This is a genomic window from Bradyrhizobium nivariense (assembly GCF_029846695.2).
Taxonomy (GTDB): Bacteria; Pseudomonadota; Alphaproteobacteria; order Rhizobiales; family Xanthobacteraceae; genus Bradyrhizobium.
On the sequence record NZ_JARWCR020000018.1, the window covers coordinates 107453 to 124348 of the forward strand.

The following is a 16896-nucleotide window of genomic DNA, read 5'->3' on the forward strand; positions in this document are numbered from 1 at the left end:
CGTGAAGCTCGCAATCCTGCACGAACTCAACGCCGAGCGCGCCGCGCGCCGCCCGGTGATCCTGGTGACCGACACCGAGAGCGGCGAGCAGCGCCTGGTGAAATCAGCGGATTTTGCCAAGGACCCGCTGCGCACCGAGCTGGAAAAGCAGCTTCGCATGGGCAAGAGCGCCAATGTCGAGGCCGGCGGCAAGAAGCTGTTTCTCAACGTCTACGCGCCGACTGCCAAGCTCGTCATCGTCGGCGCGGTCCATATCAGCCAGGCCTTGGCGCCGCTGGCACGCTCGCTCGGCTATGACGTGACCGTCGTCGATCCGCGCACGGCCTTTGCGAGCCCCGAGCGCTTCCCCGACATTCCACTCGTTGCCGAGTGGCCCGACACGGCGCTGCCGCCGCTCAACGTCGATGCCTACACCGCCTTCGTCGCGGTGACCCACGATCCCAAGATCGACGATCCCGCGCTGCTGCATGCCTTCGAGCGCGGCTGCTTCTATATCGGCGCGCTCGGCTCGCGGAAGACGCATACCAAGCGTGGCGACCGGCTGCGCGCGCAGGGCGCCAAGGAGAGCGACATCGCGCGCATCCACGCGCCGATCGGGCTGGCAATCGGCGCGGTCTCGCCGTCCGAGATCGCGGTGTCGATCATGGCCGAGATCACGGCAGTGCTTCGCTTGCCACCCAAGGAAAAAGAAGCAGCGGCATGAAATTTGGCCCGGCGAGCCCCAAGGATGCGATCGGCGGGGTGACCGTCCACACCCTGCGCCAAGGACCGCTGGTGCTGAAGAAAGGAACGACGATCGGCCCGACCGAGGTCGAGGCGCTGACGCGCGCCGGTATCAAGGATGTTGTGGTGGTGCGGATGGAGGAGGGCGACGTCTCCGAGGACGCCGCCGCCGCCAGCATCGCGCTCACCGTCGGCGGCGAGGGCATTCATGTCGAGCGGGCCTTCACCGGCCGCGCCAACCTGTTCGCCGCGCGTCCGGGCGTGCTGGTGATCGACCGCGCCGCAGTTGACCGCATCAACAATATCGACGAGGCCATCACCTTTGCGACGCTCTCCGCCTTCAAGCCGGTGGTCGAGGGCGAGATGGTCGGCACCGTCAAGATCATCCCGTTCGGCGTCGAAGGACAGTTGCGTGACGCCGCGGTGAAGGCCGCGGGCCGCGACGTGCTGAAGATCGCGCCGTACGTCATCAAGCGCGTCGGCGTGGTCTCGACGCTGCTGCCGGGCCTGTCCTCCAAGGTGATCGACAAGACCCTGCGTGTCACCGCCGAGCGGCTGGCGCCGGCCGGCGCCGGCATCATCGCCGAGCGGCGAGTCCAGCACGAGGAGCGGGAGCTGTCCGCCGCGATCAAGGAGCTGCTTGCGCTCGACGCGGAGCTCGTCATCGTGTTCGGCGCGTCTGCGATCGCCGACCGGCGCGACGTGATCCCGGCGGCCGTGACCGAAATCGGCGGCGAGATCGAGCATTTCGGCATGCCGGTCGATCCCGGCAATCTGTTGCTGATTGCCCGGGCCGGCAGCGTGCCGGTACTGGGCGCGCCCGGATGCGCGCGCTCGCCGGTCGAGAACGGGTTTGATTGGGTGCTGATGCGGCTCCTCGCCGGCATCAAGGTGACGCGTTCCGAGCTGATGGGTATGGGTGTCGGCGGCCTTCTGATGGAGATCGTGACGCGGCCGCAGCCGCGCGCCAAGCCGGAGATCGAGGGCAACAGCCAGGTCGCCGCCATCGTGCTCGCCGCTGGGCGCTCGACCCGCATGGGCGGGCCGAACAAGCTGCTGGCCGAGCTCGACGGCAAGAAGCTGGTGCGGATCGCAACCGAGCAGGCGCTGGCCTCGAAAGCGTCCGAGGTGATCGTCGTCACCGGCCATCAGACCGAGCTGGTCGAGCAGGCGCTGCAAGGCCTGAAGGTGCGTGTCGTCAAGAACCCGGATTTCGCCGGCGGCATTGCGAGTTCGGTCAAGGCCGGCATCGCGGCCGTATCTGAAGCGAGCGACGGAGCCGTGATTTGCCTCGGCGACATGCCGCTGATCGATGCCGGCCTGATCGACCGTCTCATCGACGGCTTTGCGCCGGATCGCGGCAATCTCATCGTCGTGCCCGTCAGCGACGGCCGCCGCGGCAATCCCGTGCTGTGGTCGCGCCGCTTCTTTGCGGAGTTGATGACACTCGACGGCGATATCGGCGCGCGTCACCTGATCGCCAAGCACACCGAGGCGGTTGCCGAAGTGCCGGTCGACGGCGAGAGCGCCTTCCTCGACATCGACACGCCGCAGGCGCTCGAGGCGGCAAGACGGGGATAATGCCCTAAGGTGGGTTAGTTGCGCTACGCCAACCCACTTTATGAAGCTGTGCTCTCGGTCCGCTACCGGGTTCCGACCACCGATTTCACCGCCCGTTCACCATCTGGAAACGACCGGCGCTTAGAGTTGCCTTCACCTGCCTTGGGGGGAGGGGTTTTTCCATGGCTTCGAACGTCGTCGCGCGCCGTTGCGCGATGTTTTTCTTTGCGCTGTCGGTTTGCATCGCCGGCGCTCGCCACATCACGGATGCGCACGCCGCCGGAGCGTTTGCGGTCGGCAAGTGCGGTGCCTATGGCCAGGCGTTCGATTACGGCGCCGAGCACGAGGCGCGCGCCGCGGCGCAGAAGCAGTGCAAGGGCGACTGCACGACCGTGACCATCAAGCGCGCCTGCGCGGCGATGTCTGTCGATATGGCCAACCCCTGCGGCGCCTATGGCTACGCCGTGAAGCCGAAGATCTCGGCCTCGCTCAATGCCGCCACGCGCGAATGCTACAAATACGGCGGCAAGGAATGCGTGATCCGCGCCTGGGCCTGCGACGCCAAAGGTTGATTTCTCTTGCCGTCATTCCGATGGTGCGTAGCATCGAGTCCGGAATGACAGCCGGGGAGTTGCATGCAATTCGATACCAAGATCGCCGTCGTGATCCGCACCGATCTTCAAGCCTGGCAGAAGCTCAACGTCGCGGCCTTCCTCACCAGCGGCATCGCCGCGGCCTTTCCGGAATGCATCGGCGAGCCCTATGAGGACGCTTCGGGTACGAAATATCACGCGCTGATTGGCCAGCCGATCCTGATCTACGGCGCTGACGGTCCCGCGCTGTCGCGCGCGCTCGACCGCGCGTTGTCGCGCAATGTGGCTGCGGCGGTCTACACCGAGGACATGTTCACGACCACGCACGATGCCGCCAATCGCGAAGCGGTGAGGGCGGTCGAGCGCGCCGATCTCAACCTCGTCGGTCTCGCCATGCGCGCGGAGCGCAAGGTGATCGACAAGATCGTCGATGGGTTAAAATTTCATAGTTGACGTAGGTGCTGGTTGGTTTCACCTCTCCCGCTTGCTTGCGGGAGAGGTCGGGCCGAAGGCGCGGGTGAGGGCTCTCTCCGCTCAGGGATTGTCCCGTTGCGGAAACACCCTCTCCCCAGCCCCTTCCCGCAAGCAGGAGAGGGAGTGCACCCCACGCGCGGCTAGCGCCTTACCCTGGCGGCATGCCGGTGAATTTCGGCAGGTCCGGATCGAGGCGATCCCAGTCATGACCGCGCGCGGCGTAAGTCACCACCTGCGGTTTGTAGCGGGCGGGCTCGTCGAGGCTTGCGGCGCGGATGGTGAAGATGTCGGGCATCGCTGCGAAGGTCATGTAGACCGGCAAGCCGCAGACGGAGCAGAAAGCGCGTGTTTTCGCGTTGCCGCTGTCGCCGACCATGTCCCAATGCTTCGCCTCGCCCATCACCGCGACCCCGGCGCGCGCGAAGGTCATGTAGGAGCCGTGGCCGCTGCCGCTTTCCCGCTGGCAGTCCCGGCACTGGCAGTGATTGCTGAACAGCGGCTCACTCAGAATCGAATAGCGGATCGCGCCGCAGGCGCAGCCGCCGGTATAGGGCTTGTCCATCGCAGTATCTCCTCACTCTTCGCCGCTGATCTCGTCGAGCTGGCGGACGACCTTCTTCCAGCCGCCGCTCATGCCCGTGTAGGCGGACTCGTTCCTGGGCAGGACGAAGCCTGCATGAACCAGACGGATCCGCGTGCCGGCCTCGACCGGGGTGAGGGACCACGTCACGACAGTGTCGAGCGGCGCGCCGTAGCCGGTGTTGCGCTCGTCGCCGCCCTTCCAGGCGTAGACGAGTCGCCGGTTCGGCACGACTTCCAGGACGCGACAATGGATGACGCCATCCCAGGCGCCGCCCGGCGTGGTTTGGTAGGTGAAAGTGTTGCCTTTGACGGCCTCGAAACCGGTCGGCGGCATCAGCCAGCGCGCGATCAGCTGGGCACTGGTCAGCGCCTTCCAGATCGTCTCCGGCGCATGAGGCAGCACCTCGTCGATGACGATGTCCCGGATGTCTTCCTGGACGCTTCCTTGGACTTTTCCTTGGGTCTCGGCTTTCAACTCGGCTGCACTCATGGATCGATCTCCTTCAAGAGGTCACGCAGGTTCTGGAAGCGCTCGCGCCAGAACACGCCGTAATGGTCCATCCAGGTGACCAGCGGCTCGAGTCCTTGCGGCGCGGCGCGGTAATAGACGTTGCGGCCCTCGGCGCGCTCGGCGACGAGGCCGGCCTGCTTGAGGGACTTCAGGTGTTGGGAGATCGCGCCTTGCGTCACGCCGCTTCCGCGCGTGAGCTCGGCGACGCTGATCTCCTTGCGCTCGAAGACGCGCTCGAACACGGCGCGCCGGGTCGGATCGGCGAGGGCGCGCATCACGGTGGTGACGGGATTTGGGGCGGCTTCGATCATAGGCGTTAAAGTAGTCGACGCTAATGAATTAGTCAACACTAATTCGTTTGCGCGGTTGGGTCTGCAGCACTGCCTTGACTATGACTGACCAGTCAGTCATATTTTGAAGATGACAAGGAAGCCCACCAAGGCCGCCACGCCGTCCGCAGCTCGCGCCAACGCAAAGGCCTTTGCGCTCGCTGGCAGCGGCGAGGCACCGGCCTCGAACCGCGCCACACGTGCGGCTGAACGGCGTGCTGCGATCGTGGACGCCGCGATGGAGGAGTTCATCGCGCGCGGCTTTGCCGCGACGCGGCTCGACGACATTGCGAAGCGTGCGGGGGTGGCGAAGGGCACGATCTACCTGCACTTCAGGGACAAGGAATCGATGTTCGAGGAGCTGGTACGCACTGTGATCGTGCCGGTGGTGACGCGGCTGACCGCGCTGCCGCCGCCGACAGGCTCGGTGCGCGACCTCGTCGAGGCCTTTGCCGGCAATTTCCTGAAAGAGGTCATCGGCACCAGGCGTGGCGATCTCGTGCGGCTGATCGTGGCGGAGGGGCCGCGCTTTCCTTCCGTCGCTGACTTCTATTACCGTGAGGTGGTCTCGCGCGGGATCGCCGGCATGCGCGCGCTGATCGAGCTCGGCATTGCCCGCGGCGAGATCCGCGAAAAGGACCTCGCGCGCTACCCGCAGATCCTGGTCGCGCCCGCGATGATCGCGGTGATCTGGCAGAGCCTGTTTGCGCGGCATGCGCCGCTCGACGCTCAGGACATGCTGCGCGTCCATCTCGATTTGATTTTTGGCGAACGGAGGACGACATGAGGTCGTCGCAAAGCATCTCTCACCTCATCCTGAGGAGCGCGGAACGCGCGTCTCGAAGGATGCAGGCCCGGCTGCGGCCCTTCGCCCTTCGAGACGCCGCTTCGCGGTTCCTCAGGGTGAGGGGTCGACAGCCGTTGCTGCCGCCAAACGCGATTCAGTTTTCGGCGCGGTTCTGTTCGATCGCGATTCTAGTCCTCGCAACCGGCCTTACCGGTTGCAACGAGAAGCGCGATCCCGGCTTCCAGGGCTGGGTCGAGGCCGACATGATCTATGTCAGCCCGGACGAGGCGGGCCGCGTGACGAAGCTGAACATCCGCGAGGGCGATGAGGTCAAGGTCGGCGATAACCTTTATTCAGTCGACGACGATCTCCAGCTTGCCGATCTCAACCAGAACAAGGCGACGCTGGCGAACGCGCAGCAAACCTATGATCGCGCGGCCTCGCTGAGCAAGACCGGTTCGGGCACGCAAGCCAATCTCGATTCCGCCGTCTCCGCGCTGCGCGTGGCGGAAGCGCGGGTGGCGACGTCGGAGACGCGGATGGCGCGGCGCAAGGGCTTTGCGCCTGTGGCCGGCACCATCCAGCAGATCTATTTCCGCGAGGGCGAGATGGTGGCGGCGCAGCGGCCGGTGCTCTCGATCATGCCGCCCGGCAACATGAAGCTGCGCTTCTTCGTGCCCGAGTCCGAACTGCCAAAGCTCGCGATCGGCGACACGGTGCGGATCGCCTGCGACAATTGCGCCGCCGATCTCACCGCGAAGATCTATTTCATCGCGACCTCGGCCGAATACACTCCGCCGGTGATCTACAGTCTCGATGAGCGCAACAAGCTGGTCTACCTGATCCAGGCGCGGCCCTCGCGTCCCGACGCCTTGCGGGTCGGGCAGCCGATCAACGTCTATTTCAATCCAAAAACTCCGGTGGCGGACAAGCGATGAACGGCGGCAACGGCATCGCGATCGACGTCAAGGGCCTGACGAAATCGTTCGGCGGCCGCGAGGTCGTGCACGATCTGTCGATGCAGGTGAAGCGCGGCTCGATCTACGGCTTCCTCGGGCCGAACGGATCCGGCAAGACCACCACCATCCGCATTCTCTGCGGCCTGCTCACACCCGACAGCGGCGAGGGCACCTGTCTCGGCTATGACATCCGGCGCGATGCCGAAAAGATCAAGCGCCAGGTCGGCTACATGACCCAGCGCTTCAGTCTCTACCAGGACCTCTCGGTCCGCGAGAACCTCGAATTCGTTGCGCGGCTCTATGGCCTTGCCGATGCGCGCGGTGCGGCCCGCGACATGATCAAGCGGATCGGGCTCTCGGGCCGTGAGGAGCAGCTCGCGGGCGAGCTCTCCGGCGGCTGGAAGCAGCGGCTGGCGCTCGGGGCCTGCACGCTGCCCAATCCGAAACTGTTGTTGCTCGACGAACCCACCGCCGGCGTCGATCCCAAGGCGCGCCGTGACTTCTGGAACGAGATCCACGCGCTTGCCGCCGACGGGCTCACCGTGCTGGTCTCGACCCACTACATGGACGAGGCCGAGCGCTGTCACGAGATCGCCTACATCGCCTATGGCCATCTGCTGGCCCACGGCACGGTGGACGAGGTGATCGCGAAGTCCGCGCTCACCACCTACACCGTCACGGGCGACGACCTCAACGGGCTCGGAGCCGAACTTACCGGCAAGCCCGGGGTTGATATGGTGGCGCCATTCGGCACTTCGCTGCACGTCTCGGGGCGCGACGTCCCGGCACTCGAGGCCAGCATCGCGCCGTGGCGTGACAAAGGCGGCCTGCACTGGCAGAAATCCGCGCCCTCGCTGGAAGACGTCTTCATCGAGCTGATGGGACGCTCCAAGGACAATTTCCAATGAGTGTTGTCGATCATCCGCACGAAATCCGCGAGCGCTTCGGCTTCTGGAGGCGCTCCTATGCGATGCTGGTCAAGGAGTTCATCCAGCTCAAACGCGACCGCGTCTCGTTCGCGATGATCGTGATGCTGCCGGTGATGCAGCTCCTTTTGTTCGGCTATGCCATCAACACCACGCCGCACAATCTGCCGAGCGCGGTCCTGCTCCAGGAGGACTCCGATCTCGCCCGGTCGATCCTGAAGGCGCTGGAAAACACCGCCTATTTCCGCTTCATCTACGAGGTGCACGACGTCGAGGAGTTCGACAATCTGCTGAAGTCCGGCAAGGTGCTGTTCGGCGTCGAGATCCCGCGCGGTTTCGAGCGGGCGGTGCGGCGTGGCGACAAGCCGGCGCTGCTGGTCGCGGCCGACGCCACCGATCCGGTTGCGGCGAGTTCGGCAATCGGTTCGCTCGGGATGGTCGTGCAGACGGCGCTCAAGCACGATCTCAACATCGGCAATCCCCCGGAGATGCCGTTCGAGATCCGCGCGCACGCGCGCTACAATCCGGCCGCGGTCTCCAGCCTCAACATCGTGCCGGGCCTCGTCGGCACCATCCTCACCATGACCATGCTGATCTTCACCGCGCTCTCGGTCACGCGCGAGGTCGAGCGCGGCACCATGGAGAGCCTGCTATCGATGCCGATCAGGCCGGTCGAGGTGATGTTCGGCAAGATCATTCCTTATGTGCTGGTCGGCTTCGTCCAGGCCTTCCTGATCATCAGCATCGGCGTGTTCCTGTTCGGCGTCCCCGTGCTCGGCAACCTGTTCCTGCTGGCGCTGCTGTCGACGCTGTTCATCGCGACCAATCTGTCGATCGGCTACACCATCTCGACGGTGGTGCAGAACCAGCTCCAGGCCATGCAGATGTCGATGATGTTCTTCCTGCCGAGCATCCTGCTCTCGGGCTTCATGTTCCCGTTCGCCGGCATGCCGGCCTGGGCGCAATATGTCGGCGAAGGCCTGCCGCTGACGCACTATCTGCGCATCGTCCGCGCCATCATGCTGAAGGGCGCGAGCATGCAGAATTTGCGCTTCGACGCGCTGGCGCTGGCGGCCCTGATGCTGCTCGCCATGACCATCGCCGTGACGCGCTTCCGCCGCACGCTGGATTGAGGCAAGATGCCCCCGGAATCGAGGGGCGGAATGGTCAGATTTGCGAGCAGAAAGACGCGGCAGCATGCGGTCTTGTCGGAGGATTTCGAGCGCGAGCTGACGCGGGAGGTGCTGCGCACCGAGCTGTTGCGGGTGAGGGCGCTGATCACGACGGGCTGCGTCATGATCTTGTTCCTCACCGCAACCTACCTGATCGATCCTGCCATCGTGAACCGGGTCTGGCGCGGGACGGAGGGCCTCGTCCGCGAATACGCCCTCTTGGCGGGCTTCCTCCTCTTCGAGGTTTGGGTCCACAGCCAGATCAGGCGAAACCTCAGGCTCGATCGCGACCTGCCGGTGATCAGGCGCTATATCGGCGCAACAATCGAAACGTCGCTGCCGACGATCATCCTGATCCTGCAGATTCGCAGCATGGGCGCGAGCCAGGCGCTCGGCTTCGTGCTGCCACTGGCCTATTTCATCTTCATCATTCTTTCGACGCTGCGGCTCGATTTCTGGCTGTCCACCTTCACGGGATTTGTGGCCGCAGCCGAACTCTTGGCCGTCGCGCTGTACTACAATTCGGCTAGCGACGCCGGCGAACCCCTGATCTACTTTCACGCCGTGCGCAGCACCATCATCCTGATCTGCGGCGTGCTCGCGGGCGCCGTCGGCGCGCGATTGCGGCGGCAATTTGCCGCAAGCATCGCGGCGGCCACAGCGCGCGACCGGGTGACGAACCTGTTCGGCCAGCACGTCTCGCCGCAGGTGGTGGAGCGGCTGATGGCGGAGGGCACGAGCGCGGCCGGCGACCTTCGCCGCGTCGCCGTGATGTTCGTCGATTTTCGCGGCTTCACCGCCGGCGCGCAGACGCGCACGCCGCAAGAGGTGGTTGACCGGCTCGACGGCGCCTTCGCGGTGCTGGTCGATATCCTCGACCGCGAGGGCGGCATCGTGAACAAGTTCTTGGGCGACGGCTTTCTTGCGCTGTTCGGTGCGCCGCTGGAAGCCTCCGACGCCGCGCATCGCGCGGTTGCCGCGGGCCGCGAGATGTTGACCGCGATGGACCGTATCAACGCAGAGACCAGCTGGCCGCTGCGGATCGGCATCGGCATTCATTTCGGCGAGGTCGTCGCCGGCAATATCGGCTCGCCTCGGCGCAAGGAATACACGGTCATCGGCGACACCGTGAACTTCGCCTCACGGCTGGAGGCGCTCAACAAGGAGTTCGGCTCGCAGCTCCTGATCTCCGCGGCCGTTCGCGAGGTGCTTGGCGCGGACGGCGACGACGCCGTCGCGCTCGGCGAGGTCGAGCTGCGCGGCTATGAGCAGCCGGTGGCGGTGTTTCAGCTCGGGTAGCCCGCGTTCAACTGTGAGTCGCGTTTCGTTGAAGCGGAGTCGCGTTCCGTTGAAGGCGCGTGATGAAATATCCCTGCTAGTTTTCGGGTCTTGCACTGCGGAAGCCGAAACAGTTCGGCTTCCGTTTGCCACCCGGAGAAAGCCAATGACCCGATCGATCCTTGTTGGGGCCGCCCTGATCGCCGCCGCCGTCACCCAAACCCAGGCCGCATCCGCGCGCCACGTCGCCCCACCGCGTGCGGCGACCCAGGCTACGGCCGACTACTGCGTCAGGGCTCCGGCAGAGGGCGCGTATGCCTCAGCGCCTTACACGCAGCCGCCTTGCCTGCCCAACACGACGTACTCCTACTAACGATCGCGTCAAACGAATCCGGGCTGGTGAAGTCTGCCAGCCCGGCGTCGCGAACGTCCGCGGCGGCGCCTGCGGTGCTGAAATTCGGCGCGACGCGGAATGTCTGGGTCAAGGTCTCCGCGCCGTATCGCAGCGGTGCGGTCGGCGAAAGCTTGGCGAAAGAAGCCTATCCGTTGCTGCGCGATGCCTATGGCCTTGATCGCCTCATGTGGGGCAGCGACTGGCCGCACACGCAATTCGAGGCGGCTCAGAGTTACGCGAAGAACCGGCAGTTTCTCGATGCGCTGATCGTCGACGAAAGCGAGCGTGCGCAGGTGCTGGCATCGCCGCGTCCACTCTTCCGCTTCTGAAATCTCTTCCGCGATTGCTCCGATTGCTCCGAATATTGGGGCATGACGAGCGATGCGGCCGGCTTGTAGACTGCCGGCGATGCGGCCGGTTGCGGCCGCGACTTGCATGAGGAAGTGAAGATGCAGCGCCGCTACATCACCGTCGATGTGTTCACTGACCGCGCCTTCGGCGGCAACCAGCTCGCCGTGGTGCTCGATGCCGGCGGGTTGTCGACCACGCAAATGCAGTCGATCGCGACCGAGTTCAACTACTCCGAGACGACTTTCGTGCTGCCGCCTCGCGACAAGGCGAATGATGCCGAGGTGCGCATCTTCACGCCGGTCAGGGAGCTTCCTTTCGCTGGCCATCCCAATGTCGGTACCGCCTTCGTGCTGGCGACGATCGCGAAGGAGCCGAAGCCTCGCCTGCGGTTCGAGGAGAAAGCGGGGCTGGTGCCGGTCGATATTCTGCGAGAGCAGGGGCGAGTGATCAGCACCGAGCTCACCGCGCCGCAGCCTTTGGCGCGCCTGTCGCAATTGTCTGCCGCCGATGCCGCGAGCTGCATCTCGCTCAGTGCAGACGACATCAAGGTCGACCGTCACGCGCCGCAGGTCGTCAGCGTTGGAACGCCGTTTCTGGTGATTGAGGTGCACTCGCGCGATGCGCTCAAGCGGGCGAGGCCCGACGCGGCGGCTTTCGGCAAGGTATTTCCGTGCGACGGCGCGTTCTCGGCGTGGTTCTATACGCGCGATGTGGCCGCGGCGGAGGCGCCTTGCGAGCGCCAGGCGCGGATGTTCATGCGCGGCGCCGGCGGCCTCGCCGAGGACCCAGCCACCGGCAGCGCGACGGTCGCCGCGGCTGCGCTGTTCGCCGAGCTCGATGCCACGCGCGATGGCGAATTGAAGCTCACGGTCGGCCAGGGTTTTGACATGGGTCGGCCGAGCCTCCTGCTGACGCGCGTGCGCAAGCAGGACGGCAAGATCGTCTCAGCTCATGTCGGCGGAAGCTGCGTGCAGATGATGGAAGGAACGTTCCGGCTCGCGGGAGAGGGGTAGGCTGTCTATCCGTCATCCCCGCGCAATGGCGAAGCCATTGTCGCTGGAGGCGCGAGCTCTTGCGAGCCTCGAAGGATATACGGCCGAGGTGTAACCTCAGCGACGCCGTCGTCCTTCGAGGGCCGCTGAAGAAGCGGCCACCTTAGGATGACGGCTACGGATAAGTCGTCGTCTCGTCCTTCCCCGACGGAACACTATACCTGCCGCCCTGCCAAATTCCTCACCGTCACGCCATCCCGATCCTCGATGACCTCCGCGATCATCTGGCGGTGGCAATGGGTGTGGTCGCGCTCGTAGCAGAGCAGGCAGACGGGACCGGCCTTCTTCACCAGCGCCGAGAGTTCGTCCATCTCTTCCCTGGCCTGCGGTGTCTTCAGGTGCTTTGCGTAGATCTTCTCCAGCACATCGTATTGCCCGCTGCGGGCGGCGAGGCGGCCTTCCTTGGGCGTGCCGAGCGCGGCGAGGTGGACATAGGCGATGCCACGTTCATCGAGGCCTGCGGACAACTGCTTCTTGGAAAAGCCGGGCCGGCGCGATGACGTGACCGCACGCACGTCGACCACGAGCTTGACGCCTGCCTGCTCCAGTTCGTCGAGCACGGCCTTGGGCGGGGTCTGCTCATAGCCGATGGTGAAGAGTTTTTTCGCCTTTGCCATGAGACCACCTTCAGCGAGACACCTTCAGCTCACCCGTGCGATCAGTTCCATGGCGCCTGCCGGTGCGCGCACCTTGCCCTCGTGGATGACATAGGCGAACACGTCGCGCGGCTCCTTCTTCGGTTTTGTCTTGTCGACCTTCGGCAGGTCATCGGGTTCACTTCCCTCGGCCCAGTCCTGAAAGCGCTTGGCCCAGGCATCGAGCTGCTTCGGCGGATAGCAGGTCTTGATCTCGTCATTGCCCGTCTGAAGCCGGGCATAGACGAAATCGCCGGCAACGTCGGCGATCGCCGGATATTTGCCGTGCTCGGCGAACACGACAGGCGTCTCGAATTCGCGGATCAGCGCGACGAAGTCCGGCGTGCAAAAACTGTCGTGGCGGACTTCGACGACATGGCGTAGCGCGCGTCCCTCGAGCTTGCGCGGCAACAGCTCCAGGAACTTGCCGAAATCGACGCCGTCGAATTTCTTGGTCGGCGCGAACTGCCACAGCACCGGCCCAAGATGATCGCTGAGTTCCAGCACACCGGAATCATAGAAACGCTTGATGGAATCCCCGGCCTCGGCCAGCACGCGCCGGTTGGTGGCGAAGCGCGGCCCCTTCACCGAGAACACGAAACCATCGGGCACCTCGCTCGCCCATTTGCGAAAGCTCTCCGGTTTCTGCGAGCCGTAGTAGGTGCCGTTGATCTCGATCGAGGTCAGCTTCGAGGCGGCGTAGGACAGCTCCTTCGCTTGCGTGAGCTTCTCGGGATAGAACACGCCGCGCCAGGGCTCGAAGGTCCAGCCGCCGATGCCGATGAAGATGCTGCCGGATTTTTTAGACGCGGTTTTTGCTTTGGCCACGGGAGGATCTCGGATGACGGGAGGAGGGCCTCCATCCTAATCAAACCAGTTGTGATTGGCCAGTTGCGACGTCCCGTCTAAGCTCGCGGCAGGGTCTGCGAAAAAAGGAGAACAAGATGCGGATGCTGATGATGGGAGCGGCGCTCGTCATGATGACATCTGCTGCCATGATATCTTCAGTCATGGCCGGCGATGACGATGCCAAGGGCGCGCAGAAGCTCGCCATGCAGGGCCGCGACGATTACTGGCATTGTTTGGCGCGCGAATATTCGCGCGACGGCAATCAGGGCCAGTCGGAACAGGATTTTGGTCGCTCCGTCGCCGGCGCCTGTCCGTCGGAGCGACAATACTACCGGGTGGCACTGCTCGATTATCTCACCACGCAATATCCGGATATCGATGCCGGCGCCCATCTCGCAACCGCGAACAGGGCGGTGGAGTCGGCGCAGAAGGACATCGTGACGGCCTTCGTCAAGCACAAGCCGCCGCAGAAATAGCCCATTGACCGTTGGCGTCTCGCAAGCCCTTCCGGCTATGCGCTCATCCATGGTATCACTGGGCGCATCTGGAACAGGGATAGGCTTCCATGTCGTCTGAGTCGGTGGGGGGCATTTTGGGCGCGATCGTCGCGGCGATCGTGCTTGCGGTCGCCGTCGTCTTCGGGCCGATCGGCCAATACGGCAAGCCGCCCAAGCCTGCGAAAGTCGAGCCGACCGGGGCTGCGGCCCCTGCCGCGCCTGTGCCGCGAGGGCCGGTGATCAAGGAAGTCCCGAACCAATAAGGGCCTGAAAAAAGGCGTCTTTCGCCCCTTGCGAAGCGGCTTTGTCGTTCCTATTTAGCTTTTAACGGCGACGTTGAGCGAAAAACTCCGGCGCTGGAACGACCTTGGAATAGCTCAGGCTGCGCCGGATGTACGCGCGGTCCGCCGTTCCGGGGTCGTTGGCATTTTGGGGCCCCTTTTGGGCCGCTCCCCAGAGAAACCCCGGCTCGCTAGCGCAAGTTCTTGGCAGCACAGGACGCGGCGGATATACGCTGCCGTCATGAATCAAGCGATCAGACCGGGCTCCGACACCCCGCCGCAGACCCCGCAGGCGGCTTCCCCGTCGCCGGAATTGTCGGTCGTCGTCCCGACCTTCAATGAGCGCGACAATGTCACGGTGCTGTACCGGCGGCTGGAGGCGGCGCTGGCCGGCATCGCCTGGGAAGTCGTGTTCGTCGACGATAATTCGCCGGACGGCACCTGGGACGTCGTGCGCGCGCTGGCCCAGCGCGACAGCCGCGTGCGCTGTGTCCGCCGCATCGGCCGCCGCGGCCTGTCGGGGGCCTGCATCGAGGGCATCCTGGCCTCCAGCGCGCCCTATGCGGCCGTGATCGACGCCGACCTCCAGCACGACGAGACGCAGCTGCCGAAAATGCTGTCGCTGCTCGCGAGCGGGCAGGCCGAGCTCGTGGTCGGCAGCCGCTACATCGAGGGCTACAAGAGCGAAGGCTTCAACAAGCAGCGCGCCGGCGCCAGTGCGTTGGCGACCGAGGTCGCAAGGAAGATGCTGCGGGTCGAGATCGCCGATCCCATGAGCGGCTTCTTCATGGTTCGCCGCGACCGTTTCGAGCAGCTCGCGCCGAAACTTTCCGTGCACGGCTTCAAGATCCTGCTCGACCTCGTCGCGAGTGCGCACGGCAGCTTGCGCGCCATCGAAATTCCCTACACGTTCGGTGAGCGCCAGCACGGCGAAAGCAAGCTCGACTCCATGGTCGCGCTGGATTTTCTCGGCCTGGTGCTGGCAAAATTCACCAACGATGCTGTCTCGCTACGCTTCCTGCTGTTCGCGATGGTGGGCGGTATCGGCCTCGTGGTGCATCTCACCACCCTGTTCATATCGCTCGAGCTGTTCAAGGAGCCGTTCGCGGAAGCGCAGGCCTGCGGCGCCATCGTCGCGATGACCAGCAATTTCGTCCTCAACAATTTCCTCACCTATCGCGACCAGCGACTGAAGGGCTTTGCGCTGCTGCGCGGCCTGATCGCGTTCTACATCGTGTGCAGCGTCGGCCTGCTCGCCAATGTCGGCGTCGCCTTCTCGGTCTACGACCAGGAGCCGATCTGGTGGCTTGCGGGTGCGGCCGGGGCGCTGATGGGCGTGGTGTGGAACTACGCGATGTCCGGACTGTTCGTCTGGCGCAAGAAATAGCGCGCCAAGGAAACAGCCAAGGAAACGGGTAATGGGCGGGGCTGACGCGCGGATCGTCCGTAATACGGCGCTGGTGATCCTTGTGCTGGTCGGCATGCGGCTCGTCGCAGCCGCCTTCACGCCGATCACCTTCGACGAAGCCTATTACTGGATGTGGTCGAAGAACCTCGCCGGGGGGTATTACGACCACCCGCCGATGGTTGCCTACGTCATCCGCGCCGGCACCTTGATCGCCGGCGACACCGAGCTCGGCGTCCGCCTGGTCTCGATCCTGCTCGCGCTGCCGATGAGTTATGCGATCTATCGCTCCGCCGCGATCCTGTTCGGCGGCGCGCGGGTGGCGGCGACCAGCGCCATCCTGCTCAACGTGACGCTGCTGGCCTCGGTCGGCACGCTGATCGTCACGCCCGATGCGCCGCTTCTGGTTGCCTCCAGCTTCGTGCTGTTCTTTCTCGCAAAGGTGCTGGAGAGCGGCCGCGGCGTCTGGTGGCTCGCGGTCGGCGCAGCCGTCGGCGCGGCGCTACTGTCGAAATACACCGCGATGTTCTTCGGGCTGGCGATCCTGATCTGGCTCGCGGCCGTGCCAAAACTGCGGCACTGGTTTCTCTCGCCCTGGCCGTATCTCGGCGGCCTCGTCGCCTTGGCGCTGTTCTCGCCGGTGATCCTCTGGAATGCCGATCATCAATGGGTCTCGTTCGCAAAGCAGCTCGGGCGCGCGAAGATCGAAGACTTCCGTCCGGTCTTCATCGCCGAGCTGATCCCGACCCAGATCGCGTTTGCAACTCCGCTGGTGTTTATTCTCGGCGCGATGGGGCTGCATGCGCTGACCTGGCGCCGGGCCGGCGCGCTGGCCTCGCGCGTGCTGGTCGAGACGATGTTCTGGACCGTCGTCGCCTATTTCGTCTGGCATTCACTGCATGCCCGCGTCGAGGCCAACTGGTTCGCGCCAGTCTATCCGCCCTTCGTCATCGCGGCGGCCGCCGCCGCCAATCTCGTGCAGTGGAAGCCGCGCCAGCGTCGCCTGGTGGATTTCTGCCTGCGCTGGGCCGCGCCCGTGGGCATCGTGATGTTTGCCGCGCTGATCGTTCAAGCCAATACTGGGTGGCTGTCCGGCTATCGCCGCGATGCGACCGTGCGTAGCGTCGGCGTCGGCTGGCGCGAGCTCGCTGCCGAAATCGAAGCGGTGCGCGCCCGCAATGGCGCGACCTGCGTGCTTGCGCCGGATTACGGCACCACGGGCTGGCTCGCCTTCTATCTGCCGCGCGGCAGCTGCGTGGCGCAGCAGAACCAGCGCATTCGCTGGGTCAACATGGCCGAGCCAGATCCAAAGTTGCTCGCGGGCAAGCTGATCTACGTCGACGAGCTGCGCGGCGACGGCAATCCCGCCGTCCACGACCTCTTTGCGAAGGTGACCCAGGTCGCGCAATTGCAGCGCAAGCGCGGCCCGCTCGTGGTCGAGACCTACGGCATCGATCTGCTCGAAGGCGCCAAGGGCGACGTGCTGGATCGCTCGCCGCCGCCGGAAGCGCGGTAGCTCTTCGTCGGAACGACGGCGG

The 16896-nt window shown here is 64.8% G+C and carries 20 protein-coding genes; 15 read left to right on the forward strand and 5 right to left on the reverse strand.

Annotation, left to right across the window (positions count from 1 at the left end; all coding sequences use genetic code 11):
• Position 1 precedes the first annotated feature (1 nt).
• The 4 genes from QCM77_RS17305 (at position 2) to QCM77_RS17320 (ending at position 3329) form a co-directional block, all read left to right on the forward strand.
• Positions 2-703, forward strand: coding sequence for an XdhC family protein (locus QCM77_RS17305; protein ID WP_279660753.1), 702 nt, complete (start codon positions 2-4; stop codon positions 701-703).
• A complete protein-coding gene (locus QCM77_RS17310; protein ID WP_279660754.1) occupies positions 700-2304 on the forward strand; it encodes an NTP transferase domain-containing protein in 1605 nt (534 codons plus the stop codon). The genes QCM77_RS17305 and QCM77_RS17310 overlap by 4 nt, the downstream gene beginning before the upstream one ends.
• A gap of 161 nt (positions 2305-2465) precedes the next feature.
• Positions 2466-2855: a DUF4189 domain-containing protein gene (locus QCM77_RS17315; protein ID WP_279660755.1), complete on the forward strand. Its 390-nt coding sequence runs from the start codon at positions 2466-2468 to the stop codon at positions 2853-2855.
• Positions 2856-2918: 63 nt separating this feature from the next.
• Positions 2919-3329: a PTH2-like family protein gene (locus QCM77_RS17320; protein WP_279660756.1), complete on the forward strand. Its 411-nt coding sequence runs from the start codon at positions 2919-2921 to the stop codon at positions 3327-3329.
• A gap of 169 nt (positions 3330-3498) precedes the next feature.
• Here the strand turns inward: QCM77_RS17320 and QCM77_RS17325 are convergent, their stop codons facing one another.
• Genes QCM77_RS17325 through QCM77_RS17335 form a run of 3 tightly spaced genes read right to left on the reverse strand, consistent with a single transcriptional unit; the run spans position 3499 to position 4754 of the window.
• Positions 3499-3912: a GFA family protein gene (locus tag QCM77_RS17325; protein ID WP_279660757.1), complete on the reverse strand. Its 414-nt coding sequence runs from the start codon at positions 3910-3912 to the stop codon at positions 3499-3501.
• A 12-nt stretch (positions 3913-3924) separates the two neighbouring features.
• On the reverse strand, positions 3925-4422 hold the full coding sequence (locus QCM77_RS17330; RefSeq protein ID WP_279660758.1) for an SRPBCC family protein: 498 nt from the start codon (positions 4420-4422) through the stop codon (positions 3925-3927).
• Entirely contained in the window at positions 4419-4754 is a 336-nt protein-coding gene (locus QCM77_RS17335; RefSeq protein ID WP_279660759.1) for an ArsR/SmtB family transcription factor, read from the reverse strand. Before QCM77_RS17335 ends, QCM77_RS17330 begins: the two co-directional genes overlap by 4 nt.
• Before the next feature lie 109 nt (positions 4755-4863).
• On the opposite strand from QCM77_RS17335, the gene QCM77_RS17340 reads away from it, so the two are divergent.
• The 7 genes from QCM77_RS17340 to QCM77_RS17370 all read left to right on the forward strand — a co-directional run bounded on the left by QCM77_RS17340 (position 4864) and on the right by QCM77_RS17370 (position 11652).
• Entirely contained in the window at positions 4864-5559 is a 696-nt protein-coding gene (locus QCM77_RS17340) for a TetR/AcrR family transcriptional regulator (protein WP_279660760.1), read from the forward strand.
• Positions 5556-6497: an HlyD family secretion protein gene (locus QCM77_RS17345; protein ID WP_279684268.1), complete on the forward strand. Its 942-nt coding sequence runs from the start codon at positions 5556-5558 to the stop codon at positions 6495-6497. The genes QCM77_RS17340 and QCM77_RS17345 overlap by 4 nt, the downstream gene beginning before the upstream one ends.
• On the forward strand, positions 6494-7426 hold the full coding sequence (locus QCM77_RS17350) for an ABC transporter ATP-binding protein (RefSeq protein ID WP_279660762.1): 933 nt from the start codon (positions 6494-6496) through the stop codon (positions 7424-7426). Before QCM77_RS17345 ends, QCM77_RS17350 begins: the two co-directional genes overlap by 4 nt.
• Positions 7423-8577, forward strand: coding sequence for an ABC transporter permease (locus QCM77_RS17355; protein WP_279684269.1), 1155 nt, complete (start codon positions 7423-7425; stop codon positions 8575-8577). Before QCM77_RS17350 ends, QCM77_RS17355 begins: the two co-directional genes overlap by 4 nt.
• A gap of 30 nt (positions 8578-8607) precedes the next feature.
• The gene (locus QCM77_RS17360; RefSeq protein ID WP_279660764.1) at positions 8608-9915 is read left to right on the forward strand and encodes an adenylate/guanylate cyclase domain-containing protein; all 1308 of its coding nucleotides are present in this window, start codon (positions 8608-8610) and stop codon (positions 9913-9915) included.
• A gap of 378 nt (positions 9916-10293) precedes the next feature.
• Positions 10294-10617, forward strand: a complete 324-nt coding sequence (locus QCM77_RS17365; RefSeq protein ID WP_279660765.1) for an amidohydrolase family protein — start codon at positions 10294-10296, stop codon at positions 10615-10617.
• Positions 10618-10737: 120 nt separating this feature from the next.
• Positions 10738-11652: a PhzF family protein gene (locus QCM77_RS17370; protein ID WP_279660766.1), complete on the forward strand. Its 915-nt coding sequence runs from the start codon at positions 10738-10740 to the stop codon at positions 11650-11652.
• A 194-nt stretch (positions 11653-11846) separates the two neighbouring features.
• On the opposite strand, the gene QCM77_RS17375 is transcribed toward QCM77_RS17370, so the two are convergent.
• Both QCM77_RS17375 and QCM77_RS17380 read right to left on the reverse strand, forming a co-directional pair.
• Positions 11847-12308, reverse strand: coding sequence for a DUF488 domain-containing protein (locus tag QCM77_RS17375; RefSeq protein ID WP_279660767.1), 462 nt, complete (start codon positions 12306-12308; stop codon positions 11847-11849).
• Between the two features lie 24 nt (positions 12309-12332).
• Positions 12333-13154, reverse strand: a complete 822-nt coding sequence (locus tag QCM77_RS17380; protein WP_279660768.1) for a DUF72 domain-containing protein — start codon at positions 13152-13154, stop codon at positions 12333-12335.
• 116 nt (positions 13155-13270) lie between these two features.
• On the opposite strand from QCM77_RS17380, the gene QCM77_RS17385 reads away from it, so the two are divergent.
• From QCM77_RS17385 to QCM77_RS17400, 4 genes are all read left to right on the forward strand, one after another.
• Positions 13271-13651 (forward strand): hypothetical protein, encoded by a 381-nt coding sequence (locus QCM77_RS17385; RefSeq protein ID WP_279660769.1) that lies wholly within the window; start codon positions 13271-13273, stop codon positions 13649-13651.
• Positions 13652-13740: 89 nt separating this feature from the next.
• A complete protein-coding gene (locus QCM77_RS17390; RefSeq protein ID WP_279660770.1) occupies positions 13741-13935 on the forward strand; it encodes a hypothetical protein in 195 nt (64 codons plus the stop codon).
• Positions 13936-14194: 259 nt separating this feature from the next.
• Positions 14195-15340, forward strand: a complete 1146-nt coding sequence (locus QCM77_RS17395; RefSeq protein ID WP_279660771.1) for a glycosyltransferase — start codon at positions 14195-14197, stop codon at positions 15338-15340.
• Between the two features lie 31 nt (positions 15341-15371).
• Positions 15372-16874 carry a glycosyltransferase family 39 protein gene (locus tag QCM77_RS17400; protein WP_279660772.1) on the forward strand — a complete coding sequence of 501 codons (1503 nt, stop codon included), beginning with the start codon at positions 15372-15374 and terminating at the stop codon, positions 16872-16874.
• Positions 16875-16896: the final 22 nt, after the last annotated feature.

Coding starts and splice junctions, on each gene's coding strand:
- QCM77_RS17310 (WP_279660754.1), top strand. CDS start 700: ATGAAATTTGGCCCGGCGAGCCCCAAGGATGCGATCGGCGGGGTGACC.
- QCM77_RS17315 (WP_279660755.1), top strand. CDS start 2,466: ATGGCTTCGAACGTCGTCGCGCGCCGTTGCGCGATGTTTTTCTTTGCG.
- QCM77_RS17320 (WP_279660756.1), top strand. CDS start 2,919: ATGCAATTCGATACCAAGATCGCCGTCGTGATCCGCACCGATCTTCAA.
- QCM77_RS17325 (WP_279660757.1), bottom strand. CDS start 3,912: ATGGACAAGCCCTATACCGGCGGCTGCGCCTGCGGCGCGATCCGCTAT.
- QCM77_RS17330 (WP_279660758.1), bottom strand. CDS start 4,422: ATGAGTGCAGCCGAGTTGAAAGCCGAGACCCAAGGAAAAGTCCAAGGA.
- QCM77_RS17335 (WP_279660759.1), bottom strand. CDS start 4,754: ATGATCGAAGCCGCCCCAAATCCCGTCACCACCGTGATGCGCGCCCTC.
- QCM77_RS17340 (WP_279660760.1), top strand. CDS start 4,864: ATGACAAGGAAGCCCACCAAGGCCGCCACGCCGTCCGCAGCTCGCGCC.
- QCM77_RS17345 (WP_279684268.1), top strand. CDS start 5,556: ATGAGGTCGTCGCAAAGCATCTCTCACCTCATCCTGAGGAGCGCGGAA.
- QCM77_RS17350 (WP_279660762.1), top strand. CDS start 6,494: ATGAACGGCGGCAACGGCATCGCGATCGACGTCAAGGGCCTGACGAAA.
- QCM77_RS17355 (WP_279684269.1), top strand. CDS start 7,423: ATGAGTGTTGTCGATCATCCGCACGAAATCCGCGAGCGCTTCGGCTTC.
- QCM77_RS17360 (WP_279660764.1), top strand. CDS start 8,608: ATGGTCAGATTTGCGAGCAGAAAGACGCGGCAGCATGCGGTCTTGTCG.
- QCM77_RS17370 (WP_279660766.1), top strand. CDS start 10,738: ATGCAGCGCCGCTACATCACCGTCGATGTGTTCACTGACCGCGCCTTC.
- QCM77_RS17375 (WP_279660767.1), bottom strand. CDS start 12,308: ATGGCAAAGGCGAAAAAACTCTTCACCATCGGCTATGAGCAGACCCCG.
- QCM77_RS17385 (WP_279660769.1), top strand. CDS start 13,271: ATGCGGATGCTGATGATGGGAGCGGCGCTCGTCATGATGACATCTGCT.
- QCM77_RS17390 (WP_279660770.1), top strand. CDS start 13,741: ATGTCGTCTGAGTCGGTGGGGGGCATTTTGGGCGCGATCGTCGCGGCG.
- QCM77_RS17395 (WP_279660771.1), top strand. CDS start 14,195: ATGAATCAAGCGATCAGACCGGGCTCCGACACCCCGCCGCAGACCCCG.
- QCM77_RS17400 (WP_279660772.1), top strand. CDS start 15,372: ATGGGCGGGGCTGACGCGCGGATCGTCCGTAATACGGCGCTGGTGATC.